The 18,600-nt window shown below is 41.3% G+C and carries 12 protein-coding genes; 7 read left to right on the top strand and 5 right to left on the bottom strand.

The features are described 5' to 3' along the window. Positions 1-81: 81 nt before the first annotated feature. Positions 82-6,150: an alpha-2-macroglobulin family protein gene (locus HPE63_RS08255; RefSeq protein WP_188313804.1), complete on the top strand. Its 6,069-nt coding sequence runs from the start codon at positions 82-84 to the stop codon at positions 6,148-6,150. Positions 6,151-6,682: 532 nt separating this feature from the next. On the opposite strand, the gene HPE63_RS08250 is transcribed toward HPE63_RS08255, so the two are convergent. The 3 genes from HPE63_RS08250 to HPE63_RS08240 all read right to left on the bottom strand — a co-directional run bounded on the left by HPE63_RS08250 (position 6,683) and on the right by HPE63_RS08240 (position 9,501). Then, the gene (locus tag HPE63_RS08250) at positions 6,683-7,210 is read right to left on the bottom strand and encodes a DUF4136 domain-containing protein (RefSeq protein ID WP_188313803.1); all 528 of its coding nucleotides are present in this window, start codon (positions 7,208-7,210) and stop codon (positions 6,683-6,685) included. Positions 7,211-7,275: 65 nt separating this feature from the next. Continuing rightward, on the bottom strand, positions 7,276-8,277 hold the full coding sequence (gene obgE / locus HPE63_RS08245) for a GTPase ObgE (protein ID WP_188313802.1): 1,002 nt from the start codon (positions 8,275-8,277) through the stop codon (positions 7,276-7,278). A gap of 117 nt (positions 8,278-8,394) precedes the next feature. Next, positions 8,395-9,501 carry an adenylate kinase gene (locus HPE63_RS08240; RefSeq protein WP_188313801.1) on the bottom strand — a complete coding sequence of 369 codons (1,107 nt, stop codon included), beginning with the start codon at positions 9,499-9,501 and terminating at the stop codon, positions 8,395-8,397. A gap of 138 nt (positions 9,502-9,639) precedes the next feature. On the opposite strand from HPE63_RS08240, the gene HPE63_RS08235 reads away from it, so the two are divergent. From HPE63_RS08235 to HPE63_RS08225, 3 genes are all read left to right on the top strand, one after another. Further along, positions 9,640-10,794 carry a 5-(carboxyamino)imidazole ribonucleotide synthase gene (locus HPE63_RS08235; protein ID WP_188313800.1) on the top strand — a complete coding sequence of 385 codons (1,155 nt, stop codon included), beginning with the start codon at positions 9,640-9,642 and terminating at the stop codon, positions 10,792-10,794. 6 nt (positions 10,795-10,800) lie between these two features. Further along, positions 10,801-11,298, top strand: a complete 498-nt coding sequence (gene purE / locus HPE63_RS08230) for a 5-(carboxyamino)imidazole ribonucleotide mutase (protein ID WP_188313799.1) — start codon at positions 10,801-10,803, stop codon at positions 11,296-11,298. Between the two features lie 91 nt (positions 11,299-11,389). Then, positions 11,390-13,408: a M3 family metallopeptidase gene (locus HPE63_RS08225; RefSeq protein ID WP_188313798.1), complete on the top strand. Its 2,019-nt coding sequence runs from the start codon at positions 11,390-11,392 to the stop codon at positions 13,406-13,408. 81 nt (positions 13,409-13,489) lie between these two features. Here the strand turns inward: HPE63_RS08225 and HPE63_RS08220 are convergent, their stop codons facing one another. Then, positions 13,490-13,846 (bottom strand): rhodanese-like domain-containing protein, encoded by a 357-nt coding sequence (locus tag HPE63_RS08220; protein WP_188313797.1) that lies wholly within the window; start codon positions 13,844-13,846, stop codon positions 13,490-13,492. Positions 13,847-13,918: 72 nt separating this feature from the next. Here HPE63_RS08220 and HPE63_RS08215 point away from each other — a divergent pair, with 72 nt between their 5' ends. Both HPE63_RS08215 and HPE63_RS08210 read left to right on the top strand, forming a co-directional pair. Continuing rightward, positions 13,919-14,473: a sigma-70 family RNA polymerase sigma factor gene (locus HPE63_RS08215; protein WP_188313796.1), complete on the top strand. Its 555-nt coding sequence runs from the start codon at positions 13,919-13,921 to the stop codon at positions 14,471-14,473. A 2-nt stretch (positions 14,474-14,475) separates the two neighbouring features. Then, positions 14,476-14,703: a hypothetical protein gene (locus tag HPE63_RS08210; RefSeq protein ID WP_188313795.1), complete on the top strand. Its 228-nt coding sequence runs from the start codon at positions 14,476-14,478 to the stop codon at positions 14,701-14,703. Here the strand turns inward: HPE63_RS08210 and HPE63_RS08205 are convergent. Continuing rightward, complete coding sequence (locus tag HPE63_RS08205) at positions 14,700-15,515, bottom strand: hypothetical protein (protein WP_223198095.1); 816 nt, start codon at positions 15,513-15,515, stop codon at positions 14,700-14,702. The genes HPE63_RS08210 and HPE63_RS08205 overlap by 4 nt on opposite strands. Positions 15,516-15,650: 135 nt before the next feature. Between HPE63_RS08205 and gcvP the strand changes: the two genes are divergently transcribed. Continuing rightward, positions 15,651-18,506, top strand: a complete 2,856-nt coding sequence (gene gcvP, locus HPE63_RS08200) for an aminomethyl-transferring glycine dehydrogenase (protein WP_188313793.1) — start codon at positions 15,651-15,653, stop codon at positions 18,504-18,506. Positions 18,507-18,600: the final 94 nt, after the last annotated feature.

The following is an 18,600-nucleotide window of genomic DNA, read 5'->3' as shown; positions in this document are numbered from 1 at the left end:
CTCATTCAACCAGCCCATTCCCTCATTTATTATTGCCATTGGTATAGGATTTGCACACTTTTGTTTATTAATTTTATGTATATGAAGAATCTCTTTCTCCTGATAACCGTAATCCTATTTTCCCAAATGGCACATTCCCAAAAAAATGATGAATCGTATGAAGTGTTATGGAAAAGTGTGCAGCAATTTGAAAAAGAAGCCCTCACGAAATCTGCGATGGCTGTGGTAGAAAAAATATCCAAACAAGCGAAAAAGGAAAACAATTCCGGTCAAATTGTAAAGTCGCTCCTTTATATTTCAAAGTATGCCATGACTTTGGAAGAGGATGCCCAATTGCAGATTATCAATGAATTCAAAGAAGAGATAGGGAAGGCTAAATCACCAACAAAAAATGTATTGGAGGGTTATTTGGCGAATCTATATTGGCAATATTTCCAGCAAAACCGGTATCAATTTTACAATAGGACCAAAACGGAGACGAAAATCGATTCGGTAGACTTTCGTACTTGGGACTTGACCACACTCTTTGAGGAAATCAACGTACACTTTGAAAATTCGTTGGCAAATCCGAAAGCGTTACAACAAATTAAGGTCGATACGTTCAAGGAAATTCTGGTTGACCAAAAAGGTTCTGAAAAGTACCGTCCCACCCTATTCGATATTTTGGCGCATTCGGCATTGGATTTTTATAAAACCCAAGAAACGAACATAACACGGCCAGCCGAAAAATTTGAAATCGATAATCCCGAATTATTGTGCGAATCCCATGGTTTCATAAAACAAAAGGTAGACACCACGGACAAAACCTCATTACAATCCAAAGCCTTACTGGTATACCAGGAATTATTACGTTTACACACTAGCAACGACAATCCCGAGGCCATGGTAGCTGTTGATATGGAAAGACTGGGATTTATATATGAAAATGCCATTTTTCCCAACAAGGGTCAACTTTATTTAGAAGTGTTACAAAATTCAGTAGCAAGCACGGCGCCACACGAAACGTCGGCTCTATACCGCTATGAAATCGCTTCGTTATTCCACCAATGGGGTAACGGATTTAACCCTAAAACCAACACAGAACACCAATGGAAACATAAAGAAGCCGTCGCACTTTGCGATTCGATAGTCCAAGAATACCCCAAAAGCAAGGCCGCTGATAAAAGTAGGGATCTTAAAGCTACCATTTTGGCAAAAGACCTTCAACTCACGGCAGAACGGTTCATTCCCATTAATCGACTGTCACGTCTCCTGGTAAATTATAAAAACCACAACGATCTGCTGCTCTCAGCATATAATATTACCCACCAGGATTTAGAAAAATTGAACAAACTTTATCCAGAACCTAAGAAGCTCGCTTACATCAAGAATTTGAGTGTATCCAAATCTTGGGAGGCTACCTTAAAGAATGAAGGTGATTACCAAAGTCACAGTACTGAAATCCTATTGCCTGAATTGGATAACGGCTTGTATCTCGTTTTGGCCACTCCGAAAGAGAAAAGCAGTTCATTCGCCTATACCGATATACAAGTCACCAATTTAGCCCTTGTAGAAACCCGTTCGTCATCGGAGCATGTTTTTCAGGTTATCGACAGAAATAATGGGCAGCCCAAGAAAGGGGCAAAACTGGTATTATCGTACCAGGAAAATTATGACCGTGCTTTCTTGACAAAGATGTTTACTACGGATGATTTGGGCCAAGTTAAAATCCCATTACCCAGCAAACGATGGACGAGTGTCAAGACTACAGTTACGGCCGGTGATGATACAGCCTATTTCGGTGATTACTATATCAACCAAAAAGCGAATTCAAGAATACTACACGAAGTTAATTACAATGCATTCTTATTCACGGACCGTAGCATATACCGACCTGGACAACCCCTGTATTTCAAGGGTATCGCCATTGGCCGGCAAAATGGCATTTCAAGTGTACAAGCAAATACCAAAATTACCGTCACCCTTCGTGATGCCAATTATCAGGAAGTGACCCAACAGGATTTTCTAACGAATGAATTTGGTTCCTTTACCGGGGAATTTATTATACCCAATAATGGCCTTACCGGAAATTATGCCTTACAGGTAAGTTCAAGTGAAATACAGATCAATGGAAATGCCGATTTCTCGGTAGAGGAATACAAGCGCCCTAAATTTAAAACCTCGTTTGACCCTATAACGGAGACCTATCAAGTCAATGATAGAATAACAGTTTATGGAAAGGCCACGGCCTATGCCGGAAGCACGATCAGCGATGCCAAAGTTACCTACCGTGTACAACGAATAGTGAATTACCCAATATGGTATTATTGGTACCGTCCCATTTTTAATTCAACTCCACAAGAAATAATCCATGGTGAGACAATTACAGATGCTTCGGGCGCCTATAAAATCTATTTTAAGGCCATTCCCGATAAAACTGCTGACAGGGAGGGGTTACCTATTTTCAATTATGAGGTAACCGCCGATGTTACAGACATCAATGGGGAAACCCACAGCACAAGTACGATGGTGCGCGTTGGTTACCATGCCATGACGGCCAATATTGTGGTCAATGAAACCCTGGATAAAGACAAGAAAGAAAATAGCATTACCATCAATACCCAAAACCTAAATGGGCAATTTGTACCTGCCTTGGGAACGTTGAAAATTTATAAATTAATCGCCCCCGTCAATGTTTTAAGAAGTCGCCCTTGGGAAGCCCCAGACTATTCCGGATTTACGAAAGAAGAATTCCAAAAACTGTTTCCACATGATGCGTTTAGCAATGAACATGACCGTAGACAATGGAAAAACGGAACATTGGTTTTAGAAAAGCCTTTTGATACGGGTACCTCTACGAAAATAACGCTAGGCAATAGTCAAAAATGGGCTTCGGGAACCTATCGTGTAGAGCTGGAATCCAAGGACAAATTTGGGCAAGTTGTTTCAGATGTGGCCTTTACCACGTTTTACAGTGAAAATGACAAAACCCTTGCCGATAACCAGCTATTCAGCGTCAAAACCGACAAGGAGCATTATTCTATTGGTGATACAGCGGAAATCACACTGTTTTCAAATGCCAAAAATCTGGGTGTGACCATCACTATTGAAAAAGATCGGAAAATCTTGGATGCACAATTGATTCACTTGAACAAGGATTCCAAAACCATAACGGTCCCTATTACCACGGATGACCTTGGTGGATTTTCAATCAACTACAGTTTTGCGGCCTATAATTCCTTTGTTTCAAATGCGTTACCCATCGTGGTCCCTTATCCGAAAACGGATTTGGATATTGAAACCTTGACCTTTCGGGACAAACTGAAACCCGGTACCGATGAAACTTGGAGCTTTAAAATCAAAGGGCCAAAAGGTGAAAAAGTAACTGCTGAAATATTGGCCAGTATGTACGATGCATCCTTGGATGCTTTTAGAGGACATTATTGGAACTTTCACCCCATTTATAATCCAACCTATTATTCCAGCTACCAGAGTAATGCCCATCAAAGTTTTGGGAATACCACCTTCATGGTATACAATGAAAATACGTATCAGAACCATTATAAGCCCCAGTACTATGATAGCTTCAATTGGTTCGGCTTGCATTTTGGATATGGCTACGGTCTTTACCGGGAAAGAAGAATGATGAAAACTGCAGCTTCTATGCCCGTCATGGCAATTATGGAGGACAGTGCCAGTATGGATGGAGCAGTCGAAGCAGAATATGATGTGGTCGGAAATGCCTCGGGTATTGAAATAGCGGATGAATCCAAACAAGAAAATAAGGAAGAGGATCTGGGTGATGTCCAAATTCGCAAAAACCTTCAGGAAACCGCTTTTTTCTTCCCACAATTACAAACGGATAAAGAGGGGAATGTCTCCTTTAGTTTTACAACCCCGGAAGCCCTGACCCAGTGGAAATTGCAACTCTTGGCGCATACCAAAACCTTACAATATGCCATAAGCACCATGGAGACAGTGACCCAAAAAGAATTGATGGTCATTCCCAATGTACCAAGATTTTTGCGTGAAGGAGACGAAATTATGATAAGCACCAAAATCGCCAATCTTACCGATGCGGCGCTTTCAGGAATTGCACAAATAGAATTGACCGAAGTATTTACCGGAAAATCGATGACCGATTATTTAATAGTCCATGATAAGAAAGAACAACAAGATCGCAAAACAACATCTATTCAACAAGCTTTCAAAGTTGACTCCCTTGGCAATACCCAAGTCACTTGGCGGTTGAAAATCCCTTCCGAGGTGCAAGCCCTCCAATATAAAATTATAGCCAAGGCAGGGGACCATAGCGATGGGGAACAAAATGTATTGCCCGTCTTGACCAATCGTATGTTGGTCACCGAAACCTTACCTATGTGGGTTCTTGGCAATGAAACCAAGACCTTTGTTTTAGACAAGCTGAAGGATAATACCTCCGGGACTCTAAAGCATCATAAGCTTTCTTTGGAGATTACTTCGAATCCGGCATGGTATGCTGTACAAGCCTTACCCTATCTCATGGAATATCCCTATGATTGTAATGAGCAACTATTTTCAAGGTATTATGCCAACTCCTTAGCAAGTTATATTGCCAATAGCACGCCTAAAATCCGGGAAGTATTTGACCAATGGGCGAATTCAGATGCTTTATTGAGCAATTTGGAAAAGAACCAGGAATTGAAATCGCTTTTGATCCAAGAAACCCCATGGCTTCGTGACGCGCAATCCGAATCCGCACAGAAAAAACGGATCGCCCTATTGTTCGACCTTAATAAAATGAGGAATGAACAGGCCAATGCGCTGCACAAACTCGAACAAAACCAAATGTCAACCGGGGCTTGGGCCTGGTTTAAGGGAGGTAGGGAAAACCGGTTCATTACCCAACATATCATTATCGGACTTGGGCATTTGAAGAAACTTTCTGTTACCCCGAACATAGACGATAAGTCTAGCGATATGATTACAAAGGCTGTTCATTATTTAGACCGTGAATTTGTGAAGGAGTATGAGCAAATGAAAAAGTATGCGGCCAACATCAATGATGACCATCTAAGCTATACGCAGTTGCACTATTTGTATATGCGTAGTTTCTTTGATGACATCAAAACCACGAAGGAGGTCGATAAAATTAGGGAGTATTACCAGGGGCAGGCCAAAAAATATTGGACAAAAAGAAGTCTGTACGCCAAAGGACTGTTAGCCCTGGTTTTATATCGAATGGATGACGCTGTAAGCGCTAATAAAGTTTTGCGTTCCCTGAAGGAAAACAGCATCAATTCCGAGGAATTGGGCATGTATTGGAAAGAGAATACCCCTTCTTGGCATTGGCACCAAGCGCCTATTGAAACCCAGGCCTTATTGATAGAAGCCTTCTCTGAAATCGGGAATGACCTTAAGGCCATTGACAATATGAAGATTTGGTTGTTAAAAAACAAACAGACCAATCAGTGGAAAACCACCAAATCCACTACCGAGGCGGTATATGCATTATTGTTACAAGGTGGCGATTGGCTTTCAGTCACAGAAGCCGTGGACGTTATGGTAGGTGGTGAAAATATTGCGTCCTCTAAAATGGACAATGTGAAGGTGGAAGCAGGTACCGGCTACTACAAAACATCTTGGAACCCAAAGGAAATCGTTCCCAAAATGGCCGAAGTAAAACTTACCAAGAAGGGGGATGGTATTTCTTGGGGTTCTATGTATTGGCAGTATTTTGAGGATTTGGATAAAATCACCTCCGCGGAAACCCCACTGCAACTAAAGAAAAAGTTATTCTTGAGACGGTATACCCCAACGGGGGAGGAAATCACGGTCATTTCCGATACCACCCAAGTAAAGGTGGGTGATTTGGTCCGTGTCCGTATTGAGCTCAAGGCAGATCGCGCCATGGAGTTTGTGCATATGAAAGATATGCGGGCCGCTGGTCTTGAACCTATAAATGTACTATCGCAGTACAAATGGCAAGATGGTTTGGGCTATTATGAGAGTACCAAGGATGCCAGTACCAATTTCTTTTTCGATTATTTGCCTAAAGGTGTGTTTGTATTTGAATATGACCTTCGCGTAAATAATGCTGGGGATTTCAGCAATGGCATTACTACGATCCAAAGCATGTATGCCCCAGAATTCAGTAGCCATAGCGAGGGTGTTCGATTGAGTGTGGAATAAGAAATATCTCTATAAGAACTGAAATTAATATAATTCCAATTGACCTAAGAAGCCTATTTTTTATGTTAAGGTAGCAACCACCAAACCAATGTGTTATGTAGGTAAAAGTCTTTATGGTTTTACGGATACTTATTAGCCTATTCATCTTGGTCTTTGGGGTCAATAAAATTTTTTCATTTTGTTCCCATGGACAATAAATAGCACATTGCGTTAAGCCGCCATCGGCTATATGGTAAGATTGGGTAATACTAAAACGGACTCTTTGATGGGCCTAGTCGAGGTTTTGGGAGGATTATTTTTCCTATTCAACAAAAATGTTATGCGTTGACGGCCATGATTTTGAAGGGTGTCTTGATCAACAAGTTCCTTTTTCATGCGACCTTGGAACCTGCAACTATACCGGGTTTGAATCCACTAGTCTTAAAATAGTGATGTTAATTGGCGACAAGAACAAGTACAAGGATTTGCTTAAGGGATAAATTGAAGAATCTGTTTTTCGACGCGGTTTCAACTATTAATGGAGCTGTATTCTTTATTTTCTCGTTTTAGGCGGATATTTTGACAATACCTTCGCTACAATCTCTTGTAGCTTCCTTTCCCGTTCTACGGGGGTTGCCTTTTCATTGAAACTGCTTTTACTCGTGGCCTGCCAAAACAATTGCTCTTTCTGGCTGTCTACAAAATCAAAGATAATTTCCCGTTGTACTTTGGCTTGTCCCACCGGAATTCCGACAGAGACTCCCCCACCGACATTTCTTCCGGCACCCCCTACCCCAAGACCGACCGTATTGTTCCTTGGCGTTTCATAAAATCGACTCTGTATGTTGATAAGAAAATCAGGCTCTTCAGAAAGCCTTAATCCCTTACTTTGCATTGCTATATCCAACACATTGAAAAATCGTTTTTCTTCCAATTCACTCATACCGGTTTCCATATCGTTATAGTAGTTATAAGTAGCGTAATTGGAAAAATCGGTTTCCTTCTCATAATCGGTATGCACACGAACAACATGACATGAGGTAAAAAATAGAATAATAACGAAGTAGCCAATATATTTCATGGCATAGTTTTATATAAATTTAAAGAAAAAATGGCCTTATAATGGAGAAAAACCTTATTATTCGATTAACTGTTCAGCATGTCCCAAAGCCTATCTTTAAGTTCTTGGATACCCAATTGGGAAACCGAGGATATGAACATATATGGTACATCTGAAAAATCCTTGTCCAATTCAATTTTCATTTCATCCATCAATTCCTTATCGAGCATATCGCTTTTTGAGATGGCAACCAAGCGAGCCTTGTCTAAAAGTTCTGGATTGTAACGGCGAAGCTCATCCAAAAGAATTTCATATTCCTTACTAATGTCATTACTGTCTGCAGGAATTAAGAATAAAAGCATGGCATTGCGCTCAATATGTCTCAGGAAATAATGCCCAAGGCCTTTCCCTTCTGCGGCACCTTCAATAATCCCTGGGATATCTGCCATGACAAAACTCTGAAAATCACGTTGTTTCACGATACCCAAGTTGGGTTTTAACGTGGTAAACTCATAATCAGCTATTTTGGGCTTTGCTGACGTAATAGCGGCCAATAAGGTAGATTTACCTGCATTGGGAAACCCCACCAAACCAACATCGGCCAAGACCTTCAACTCTAAAATAACATCGATTTCTTGGCCTTTAACCCCGGGCTGGGCATAACGGGGAGTTCGGTTGGTTGCGGTTTTAAAATGCCAATTGCCCCGACCTCCCATGCCGCCTTCCAATAATATTTTCTCTTCACCATCTTCGGTGATCTCGAAGAGGACCTCATTGGTTTCACTATTTTTGAAAACGGTGCCCAAAGGCACATCCATATAAACATCTTCGCCATCGGCACCTGAACTTCTGTTCTTGCTTCCATGACCTGCGTGGCCAGCTTTAAAATGCCTTTTAAACTTAAAGCCAACCAAGGTCCATAGGTTTTTGTTGCCACGAACAATAACATGTCCACCACGGCCACCATCCCCTCCATCAGGACCCCCTTTGGTAATATATTTTTCCCGATGCAAATGTGCGGAACCCTTACCCCCATTACCAGAGCTGGCATGGATTTTAACATAATCAACAAAGTTGCCTTCGGTCATTTTTTAATCAATTAATCATTACAACAATATGTGCTGAAGACGTTTCGGTAAGGTAAATAGCCCCACTTATGAAATTCAAAAGTCCTTGGCTATATGAAGAAACATTTATGGTGTTTTCTATAACTCCTCGATAACCTTGGCCAAACGACGGGTAATGTCCTCTATGGCCCCAATACCGTTGACACTATGGTATTTGCCCTGGGCCTCGTAATAGGCTTGTAAGGGAGCCGTTTTTTGGTTGTATTCCTCAAAACGATTCCTGATTTTGGATTCATCCTGATCATCTGTCCTTCCGCTAACTTTTCCACGCTCCAACAGACGTTGGATTAAAACCTCGTCATTGGCATCAAGTGCTAGCGTCGCATTGATTCTCATTTCCTTGGTCTTCAAAAATTCATCCAATGCCTTGGCTTGTGCCACTGTCCTGGGGAATCCATCAAAAATAAATCCACTGGCTTCCGGATGATTTTCGACCTCATCTTGAAGCATTTTAATTGTCACCTCATCAGGAACTAGATCGCCCTTATCCATATATGATTTGGCCAAATTTCCCAATTCCGTACCGTTTTTTATGTTGTAGCGAAAAACATCCCCGGTTGAAATATGCTTTAAATTATATTGGTCTTTAAGAAACTCGGCTTGGGTACCTTTTCCGGCACCTGGTTTGCCGAAAAGAACTAGATTGATCATATGCTTTTGATTTAATTGGTATACTTCCCTGAGGTTACGACCCAACTCATTATAATCAAGTCCGTATCCGACAATAAATCTATCTGGGATTTCTATACCAATATAGTCTATGGTATATTCTCCATTATATACTTCGGATTTGTAAAACAAACTTGCAATTTTATACTCCTTAACATTGGTCTTGTTGAAGATATGTACCAATTCCTTGAGTGTACGGCCAGAATCAATGATATCCTCAAGAATGATCACACTTCTGCCCTCGATATTATCAGGTGGATCCAATAAGGTCTCCACAATTCCCGTTGAGGTCAAGCCCTGGTACGAACTCAATTTTATAAAAGACACCTCACAAGGATAGGGATATGCCTTTAAAAAATCGGCGACGAACATGAATGCCCCGTTTAGAACACCGACGAAAATAGGGGTCTTGTCCTTATAATCAATCGCAATTCTTTCTGCTAACGATTTGACAGCAGTAAGAATCCGCTCCTCACTGAGATAGGGTTTAAAATATTTATCGTGAAGTTTTATCAATGGACATTTACTTTATAAGATGGCAAAGATACCATTTTGATTTCTCTTTTTGAATCACAACCCTTGAGTTTTAAGAATTCGATGTATTTTTGTTTCTGTTATCCGTAAAACATTAACCCAAACCACATCAATTGAACCATGGATTATTTTTCTTCTGACTTTACATTGGGGATTTTAGGTGGTGGTCAATTGGGCAAGATGATGTTGTATGAAACCCGAAAATTCGATATTCATACCAAGGTTATGGACGCCTCCAAGGATGCGCCTTGCAAAATTGGCTGTGACGAATTTGTAATCGGTGACCTATTGGATTTTGATGCCGTTTACAATTTCGGGAAAAAAGTGGATGTACTCACCATTGAGATCGAGAATGTAAACATCGTTGCCCTCGAGAAGCTGGAAGATGAAGGAATCAAGGTTTATCCACCGACTGCTGCGTTGCGGATCATTCAAAACAAGGCGAAACAGAAATTGTTTTATGTCGACCATAATATCCCTACTGCCCCATTTTCACGCTTTGCCTATGCTAGTGAGATTAAGGAAAGTATTGAGCATGGGAGTTTGGATTTTCCGTTTGTTTGGAAAATCGCACAGTTCGGATATGATGGCCAGGGAGTGAAAATAATCCGGAATATGAAGGATTTGCAAGGATTACCTCCTGGGGAATGTATCACTGAGAAATTGATTCCGTTTAAAAATGAACTCGCCGTTATCGTCGCCCGAAATGTAAAGGGTGAGATTACTACCTATCCGGTGGTGGAGATGGAGTTCCATCCTGAAGCGAACCAAGTGGAATATGTCATTTGTCCTGCCCGTATTGAGGATAAAGTTGCGAACAAAGCCCGGGAAATTGCCTTAGAAGTCTCAAAGCAAATAAAACATGTGGGTTTATTGGCTGTCGAAATGTTCCAGACAAAAGAAAACGAAATCCTGGTCAATGAAGTGGCTCCAAGACCCCATAATAGTGGTCATTACAGTATTGAAGCAAGCTATACCAATCAGTTTGAACAGCACATTCGGGCCATATTGGATTTACCTTTGGGAAATACCAATAGTAAAGTTGCCGGGATTATGGTCAATTTAGTGGGAGCAGAGGGGCATACAGGGGATGTAGTCTACAAAAACATCGAGGAAATATTTAAGATGGATGGTGTAACTCCACATATTTATGGAAAAAGACAAACAAGACCTTTTCGTAAAATGGGCCATGTAACCATTGTGAACGAAGATATTAATGAAGCCAGGAGGATTGCCCAACAAGTAAAGGAGACCATCAAGGTAATAAGTAAATAAAAGCATATGAGCAAAGTAGCCGTAGTCATGGGAAGCACAAGCGACCTACCCGTAATGCAAGAGGCGATTGATATTTTAAAGGGTTTTGACATTGAGGTTGAAGTCGACATTGTATCTGCCCACCGTACCCCTGAAAAGCTTTTTGATTTTAGTAAAAATGCCCATAAGAATGGTATAACGGTCATTATCGCAGGAGCAGGTGGGGCGGCCCATCTTCCTGGCATGGTAGCCTCAATGTCTCCCTTGCCAGTCATTGGTGTTCCTGTGAAAAGCAGCAATTCTATCGATGGATGGGATTCCGTCTTATCGATACTTCAAATGCCAGGAGGTGTACCCGTCGCCACTGTAGCCCTAAACGGTGCTAAAAACGCAGGTATTCTGGCGGCCCAGATTATCGGAAGTTCAGATACGTGTGTTCTGGACAAAATAATCCTTTATAAGGAAGGCCTTAAGCAAAAAGTCATTGAAGGAGCAAAAAAATTAGAAAAAAGTGATGGGTTATGAAGCCGGGGATATCTACTATTTTATAACTTAAAATACTGAATCCTTATGTTGAATCCCATACTTTCCATTGATTTAAACCAGTAAGATTTTTATGAACAACCCTCTTTTAACCCCATTCGATACCGCTCCCTTTTCAAAAATAAAGAACGAACATTTTAAGCCTGCCTTTCTAAAGGCTATTGAAGATGCTCGTTCAGAAATTGAGGCGATATCAAAAAATACAGCTGCACCGACCTTTGAAAATACGATTGAGGCCTTAGAATTCGCAGGACAGCAATTAGATCGGATTTCAAGTGTATTTTTTAATTTGAATTCCGCTGAAACCAACGAGGAAATACAGAAAATAGCCCAGGAAATCTCTCCCCTACTTTCAGAATTCAGTAACGACATTACCCTGAACGAAGACCTTTTCAAAAGAATAAAGGCCGTTTATGAACAGAGAGGGCAGCTCGAATTAACCATAGAGCAAGACACTTTATTAGATAAAAAATACAAAAGTTTCAGTAGAAATGGCGCCAATTTGCCCGAGGACAAAAAGAAACGATTACGCGAGATCGATACTGAACTCTCAAAACTTAAATTAAAATTTGGGGAAAACGTTTTGGCAGAGACCAATGCCTTTGAAATGCCCATCGACGATGAAGAACAGTTAGCGGGTCTTCCGGAAGGGGAAAAGGAGGCAGCCGCGCAATTGGCCAAATCAAAAGGCAAGGAAGGTTGGATGGTTACCTTGGACTATCCCAGCTATATTCCGTTTATGAAATATGCCAAGAATAGGGAATTGCGAAAAAAACTTTCGTTGGCCTTTGGCCGTAAGGGGTTTCATAATGATAAATTCGATAATCAGGAAAACGTACTGAAAATTGCCAACCTAAGGCATGAAAGAGCAGTGCTATTGGGATACAAAACCCATGCCCATTTTGTATTGGAAGAGCGCATGGCGGAAACCCCTGAAAAGGTACATGCCTTTTTGAACGAACTCCTTGAAAAAGCCAAGCCTGCGGCTGAAAGGGAATTTAAACAGTTGGAGGATTTCGCCAAGGATTTGGATGATATAGATCAACTACAGAAATGGGACGCCTCTTACTATTCCGAAAAGTTGAAACAAAAGCTTTACGATCTTGATGATGAAAAGCTAAAACCCTATTTTAAATTGGAGAATGTCATATCAGGGGTTTTCAAGGTAGCTGAAAAATTGTTCGGACTCCGATTTGAGGAGGTCTTTGATATCGATACCTACCACGAAGAAGTGAAGACCTATCATGTAACCGACGATAAGGGCAATTATATTTCCCTTTTTTATGCCGATTTCCATCCCAGGGAAGGTAAACGCGGTGGCGCTTGGATGACGTCATATAAACCCCAGTATGTGAAGAATGGTGTGCCTGTACGCCCACATATCTCCAACGTGTGTAATTTTACCCGTTCAACACCTTCAAAACCTTCCTTATTGACCTTTAATGAGGTTACCACCCTTTTCCATGAATTTGGGCACGGACTGCATGGTATGCTTGCGAATACCACTTATCCCAGCCTTTCGGGCACCTCGGTCTATTGGGACTTTGTTGAACTCCCAAGTCAGATTATGGAAAATTGGTGTTATGAGAAAGAGGCCCTGGAACTTTTTGCCACACATTACAAAACTGGGGAAATCATTCCAATGGAGCTGGTACATAAAATAAAAGATTCAGCCACCTTCCAAGAAGGTATGGCCACCTTACGCCAATTGAGTTTCGGCCTTTTAGACATGGCATGGCATGGAGCCGACCCATCCAGTATCAAAGATGTCAAGAGCCATGAAACCAAAGCGTTTAAAGGCACGCAACTATTTCCGGATACTGCTGAAACTTGTATGAGTACGGCCTTTTCCCATATCTTTCAAGGTGGGTATTCGTCGGGTTATTACAGTTATAAGTGGGCAGAAGTGTTGGATGCCGATGCCTTTGCCTATTTCAAGGTAAAAGGGATTTTCAACAAGGAGGTCGCCAACAAATTCAAACAGCATATACTCTCAAAAGGAGGTACTGAAAAACCCATGGTCTTATACAAGCGTTTCAGGGGTGCGGAACCTAAAATTGAGGCGCTTTTGGAACGGGCCGGACTGCTATAATTTCTTTTTTTGTTGCGCTAGATTTTAGAGTGAACATTTTGCATTGGATTGAAAAGGGAGCATTGAAGCATCGGTTTTCCCCTATTCCTTAGCTGACATATACGCAATATAACCGCCTCTTAGGTTATACACATTCTTATACCCCAATGAATCTAAATACCTGGTCGCATCGCTACTGCGCTTACCACTCCGGCAATACACATAAATGGTTTTATCCTTATCTATTTTTTGAATGTCGGACTTAAAACTATCCCCCAACCAGTTAATATTCAAGGAATTTTCCAAGTGACCGGCATTGTATTCCTTTGGGGTTCTAACATCTACCAATACAACCGTATCCAACTCAGCTTTGGAAACTTCCGTAATATGCCTTTCCTTTATTTGCGAACAGCCCAAGTTAATCAATAACGTTACTGCCATCAGTACCACTAGTCTCATAATAGGATCTCTTTATTCAAAAATAAGCATAATCGTTAAATTTAAATTACTTTTGATAGGAGTATAAAATACATGGCAGAACACCAATTACATCCCGAAACCTGGGTAGATCAATATGCAGATTATCTTTTCAACTATGCAGTTGCCCGTATCAGCGATGCTGAAATCGCGAAAGATCTTGTGCAGGAAACCTTTTTCGCAGGATTAAAATCCGCTGCTAATTATAAAGGCACCGCCGCGGAACGCACATGGCTTATCGCTATTCTTAAACGAAAAGTAATTGACCACTATAGAAAAATCAATTCGAATAAAGGCAAGGCCGAGGTTCGTATGAACTATAGTAGCCATACCGACGCCGATGGTGATTGGCTCGAAGAGCAGATTGCCGATCCACTAAGTACACATGAAAATAGTAGTATAGAAAATGAGGAATTAGGACTGGCGATACAGGAATGTATTTCGAAATTACCAAAGAAACAATCCTTGGTCTTTAAAATGAAAACCATTCAAGGGATGGAAACAGAGGATATTTGTAAAGAACTTGGAATTAACCCGTCTAATCTTTGGGTAATGATCCATAGGGCCAGAACCGCTTTGATGGATTGCCTGAACAAAAATTGGTTTTAACTATGATTTCGTGCGAAAAAGCAGCCATAATCTGCAATAAGAAACAATACAATGAGGCCACTTTCTACGAAAAGTTACAACTGATTTTTCATCTTCTCATTTGTAAGACCTGTGCCAAATTTTCAAAAGAGAACGCTAAACTTACTTCCCTCTGCAAAAAGGCTCCCTTATGCTGCTTACCTGAAAAAGAAAAAGTGGAAATGAAAAAGGAATTACAGGAAAAGATTTAAAATCCGAAAGTCATTAACCAAATCAACACTCCCCACACAATAGGAATGGCCTCTACCCAAAAAGAGGAGAAATACTTCGTTTGATTACGTCTGGTAACGAACATAAGTCCGCCCAAGACCAAACAAAGAATTCCTTTGGCAACAAGTTCCAATTCGGTAAGGTCATCTTTAAGGAAAGTGAGAAGGAAGAATAAAAGGACCAAAAAAGCGCCCAATAACTTGGTTCGCATTACCCCAATACGCTGTGGAATGGTCTTTAAGTCGGGCTTGTCATAGACTAGGTCCCGAATCTCAAATGGGACCATCAATACCAATACTACCAGAATACGCTGTACAACTTCAATCCAAATGTCCCAAACGAAAACACGTTCCGCTTCAACTAATGGCAAAACAACCGTTACCCCGGACCAAACCAAGGCCACAAAAAAGATCTTAAGCAAACCGAGACTTCTTAAATTCCTGGCCTGTGGTAAAACCGGAAAGGCATAGAAACCCGTTAACACCATTAAAATGAAAAGAATCAGCCAAGTATCGAAACTTAAAAACCAAGCATGATAGCACGTTAGGACAAAACAAATAAAACTAAAAAGTTGGATGCTCTTATGATATTTGTTGCTGACCAAAATATATTTCCCGGCCTCAACACCATATTTAATGAAGTTATAATTGATAATAGTCCCAAAAAAAACAAAATATGCGAGGTGGTTGCCTAATTCAATATCAAAAAAAATCGCTGTACTAATTAAGAAGGATACCACCGCCAACGCCACATGTATACTGGCATCCAAGTAAAAATTGAACAGGCGCTTCATGGAGTTCATCCGTTAAAAATAACCAAACTGTTTATAACCATAGGTTTTCGTTAAAAACTTTAATCATCAACCGCAGGAAACTGGTCTATTTTAAGCGATTAAATTCCTAAGTTTGCCCATCAAAAGATTGTAGATATGAGAACGGATTTGTTTGCCTTACGCCATATTGGTATCCACGAAGATGACCTTCAACATATGCTCAAAACCGTCAAGGCCGAGAGTCTAGATCAGATCATCGCAGAAACCATTCCTTCGGACATACGATTGGCACATCCCCTTCAATTATCAAAGGCCCTGAGCGAACATGAATTTCTATCGCATCTTAAAACGCTCTCCAGAAAAAACAAGCTTTTTAAGACCTATATCGGTTTAGGATATCACGATTGTATTACCCCTTCGGTCATCCAAAGGAATATTTTGGAAAATCCGGGGTGGTACACGGCATATACCCCATACCAAGCAGAAATCGCACAAGGTCGTCTAGAAGCCCTTCTAAACTTTCAGACCGTAATTTCAGACTTAACTGGTATGGAGTTGGCAAATGCCTCTTTATTGGATGAAAGTACAGCCGCCGCGGAAGCGATGTCCATGCTTTTTGACGTTCGAACCAGATCCCAAAAGAATAATAGTGCGATAAAATTCTTTGTATCCCAAGAAGTATTGCCACAAACCTTGTCTTTATTACAAACCCGATCTAAACCTCTTGGGATTGAATTGGTGGTTGGTGATCATGAAGAATTTGGGTTCGATGAAGATTTTTATGGCGCTTTACTTCAATATCCTGGAAAATACGGTCAGGTTTATGACTATACCTCTTTCGTTACCAAGGCCAAGGAGCATGAAATCAAGGTCGCTGTTGCTGCCGACCTTTTAAGCTTGGTACTATTGACCCCTCCTGGTGAATTCGGTGTCGATGTCGTCGTGGGCACCAGTCAGCGATTTGGAATCCCCTTAGGGTATGGCGGGCCCCATGCGGCCTTTTTTGCTACGAAAGAGGAGTTCAAAAGAAATATACCCGGACGAATTATCGGGGTGACCAGGGATGCCGACGGACAACCTGCTTTACGGATGGCATTACAGACCCGGGAACAACATATAAAACGTGATAAAGCTACCTCCAACATCTGTACCGCTCAGGTACTTTTGGCCGTTATGGCGGGCATGTACGCCGTTTATCATGGCCCGAAAGGATTAAAGTATATTGCCGAAAAAATTCATCATAAAGCAAGAATCGTAAGCCAGCGTATTAAAAGGCTAGGGTTTGAACAATTGAACACATCTTTTTTCGATACCCTAAAAATCAATGTTCCCGACACGGATAGGCTGCGGGAAATATCAGAACAGCATGGCATAAATTTTAATTATATAGACAAGAATACCTTATCCATATCAATAAACGAGGCTACCCATGATGAGGATATCAAACCTATACTCTCTTGCTTCCTGCAGTTGAAGGCCCAAAAGGAGGAGAACCTTCTTTCGGAACCGATCAAAGATGTCATCCCTAAGACACTTTTACGAAAAACCCCTTTTCTTGAATATGAAGTATTCAATTCATACCGTTCAGAGACAGAATTGATGCGCTACATCAAGAAATTAGAACGAAAGGATCTCTCCTTGAACCATTCCATGATATCTTTGGGTTCCTGCACCATGAAATTAAATGCCGCCAGTGAGATGTTACCCCTTAGTTGGGCAGAATGGGGCAATTTGCATCCATTCGTACCCTTAGACCAAGCCGAAGGTTACCAGGAAGTCCTTCGAGAATTGGAAAAGGACCTGACAACGATTACGGGCTTTGCCGGTACTTCGCTCCAACCCAATTCCGGGGCCCAAGGGGAATATGCTGGACTTATGGTCATTCGGGCCTATCATGAATCACGAAACGAGGGACATCGAAACATTTGTCTTATCCCATCTTCGGCCCATGGCACAAATCCGGCCTCAGCCGTAATGGCAGGCATGAAAGTGGTAGTCACCAAAACCGATGATAAAGGCAATATCGACCTGGCCGATCTAGAGGAAAAAGCCAAATTGCATTCCGGGAACTTGGCTGCTCTGATGGTTACCTATCCTTCTACCCATGGTGTATTTGAATCATCCATAAAATATATCACCAAGTTGATCCATGACCATGGAGGACAAGTGTATATGGATGGCGCTAATATGAACGCACAGGTAGGCTTAACAAACCCCGCTACCATCGGGGCAGACGTTTGCCATCTAAACTTACATAAAACCTTTGCCATACCTCATGGTGGTGGCGGTCCTGGTGTTGGCCCCATATGTGTTGCAGAACAATTGTTGCCCTTCCTGCCTGGAAACCCATTGATAAAAACAGGGGGTAGCCATGCTATATCCGCTATTTCGGCGGCACCTTGGGGCAGTTCACTAGTTTGTTTGATCTCGTATGGGTATATTAAAATGCTTGGGGAACAAGGGTTGGTCAACAGTACAAAAGTGGCCATACTTAATGCCAATTATATCAAAGAACGCTTAAGTGGAAAGTACGAAGTGTTGTATACAGGTGAATATGGCCGTGCGGCACATGAGATGATCATCGACTGCCGTCCGTTCAAACAAAATGGTATCGAGGTTACCGACATTGCCAAACGCCTTATGGACTATGGGTTTCATGCCCCAACGGTTTCATTTCCAGTAGCTGGAACAGTAATGATAGAACCTACAGAAAGTGAAAGTCTAGCCGAACTGGACCGTTTTTGTGACGCCATGAATGCTATTCGTGATGAAATTGCGAAGGCGGCCGAAAATCCGATCAACAATCCACTTAAAAACGCACCCCATACCCTGAAAATGCTTACCAATGACGAATGGGATTTTCCCTATAGTAGACAGCAGGCAGCTTTTCCTTTACCGTTTGTATCGGACAATAAATTTTGGCCAACGGTAAGAAGGGTCGATGATGCCTATGGAGATCGTAATCTTATCTGTAGTTGCGCCCCTATGGAAGCCTATCTTGAATCGGAATAACTTTATAATCCCCTATAAACAAAAGCCTTTTAGATATTCTAATAGGCTTTTGTAATTGCATTCGAGAGGTATAAATATTCTTGGACATCGTATT

The sequence above is a fragment of the Maribacter arenosus genome (assembly GCF_014610845.1).
Taxonomy (GTDB): Bacteria; Bacteroidota; Bacteroidia; order Flavobacteriales; family Flavobacteriaceae; genus Maribacter_A; species Maribacter_A arenosus.
This window is presented reverse-complemented; position numbering and strand designations above follow the sequence as displayed.

Bases quoted from the DNA above. Each gene is read 5' to 3' on its own strand.
- purE (WP_188313799.1), top strand. From the start codon at position 10,801: ATGAGCAAAGTAGCCGTAGTCATGGGAAGCACAAGCGACCTACCCGTA.
- HPE63_RS08235 (WP_188313800.1), top strand. From the start codon at position 9,640: ATGGATTATTTTTCTTCTGACTTTACATTGGGGATTTTAGGTGGTGGT.
- HPE63_RS08215 (WP_188313796.1), top strand. From the start codon at position 13,919: ATGGCAGAACACCAATTACATCCCGAAACCTGGGTAGATCAATATGCA.
- HPE63_RS08210 (WP_188313795.1), top strand. From the start codon at position 14,476: ATGATTTCGTGCGAAAAAGCAGCCATAATCTGCAATAAGAAACAATAC.
- HPE63_RS08250 (WP_188313803.1), bottom strand. From the start codon at position 7,210: ATGAAATATATTGGCTACTTCGTTATTATTCTATTTTTTACCTCATGT.
- HPE63_RS08255 (WP_188313804.1), top strand. From the start codon at position 82: ATGAAGAATCTCTTTCTCCTGATAACCGTAATCCTATTTTCCCAAATG.
- HPE63_RS08220 (WP_188313797.1), bottom strand. From the start codon at position 13,846: ATGAGACTAGTGGTACTGATGGCAGTAACGTTATTGATTAACTTGGGC.
- HPE63_RS08225 (WP_188313798.1), top strand. From the start codon at position 11,390: ATGAACAACCCTCTTTTAACCCCATTCGATACCGCTCCCTTTTCAAAA.
- obgE (WP_188313802.1), bottom strand. From the start codon at position 8,277: ATGACCGAAGGCAACTTTGTTGATTATGTTAAAATCCATGCCAGCTCT.
- HPE63_RS08205 (WP_223198095.1), bottom strand. From the start codon at position 15,515: ATGAAGCGCCTGTTCAATTTTTACTTGGATGCCAGTATACATGTGGCG.
- gcvP (WP_188313793.1), top strand. From the start codon at position 15,651: ATGAGAACGGATTTGTTTGCCTTACGCCATATTGGTATCCACGAAGAT.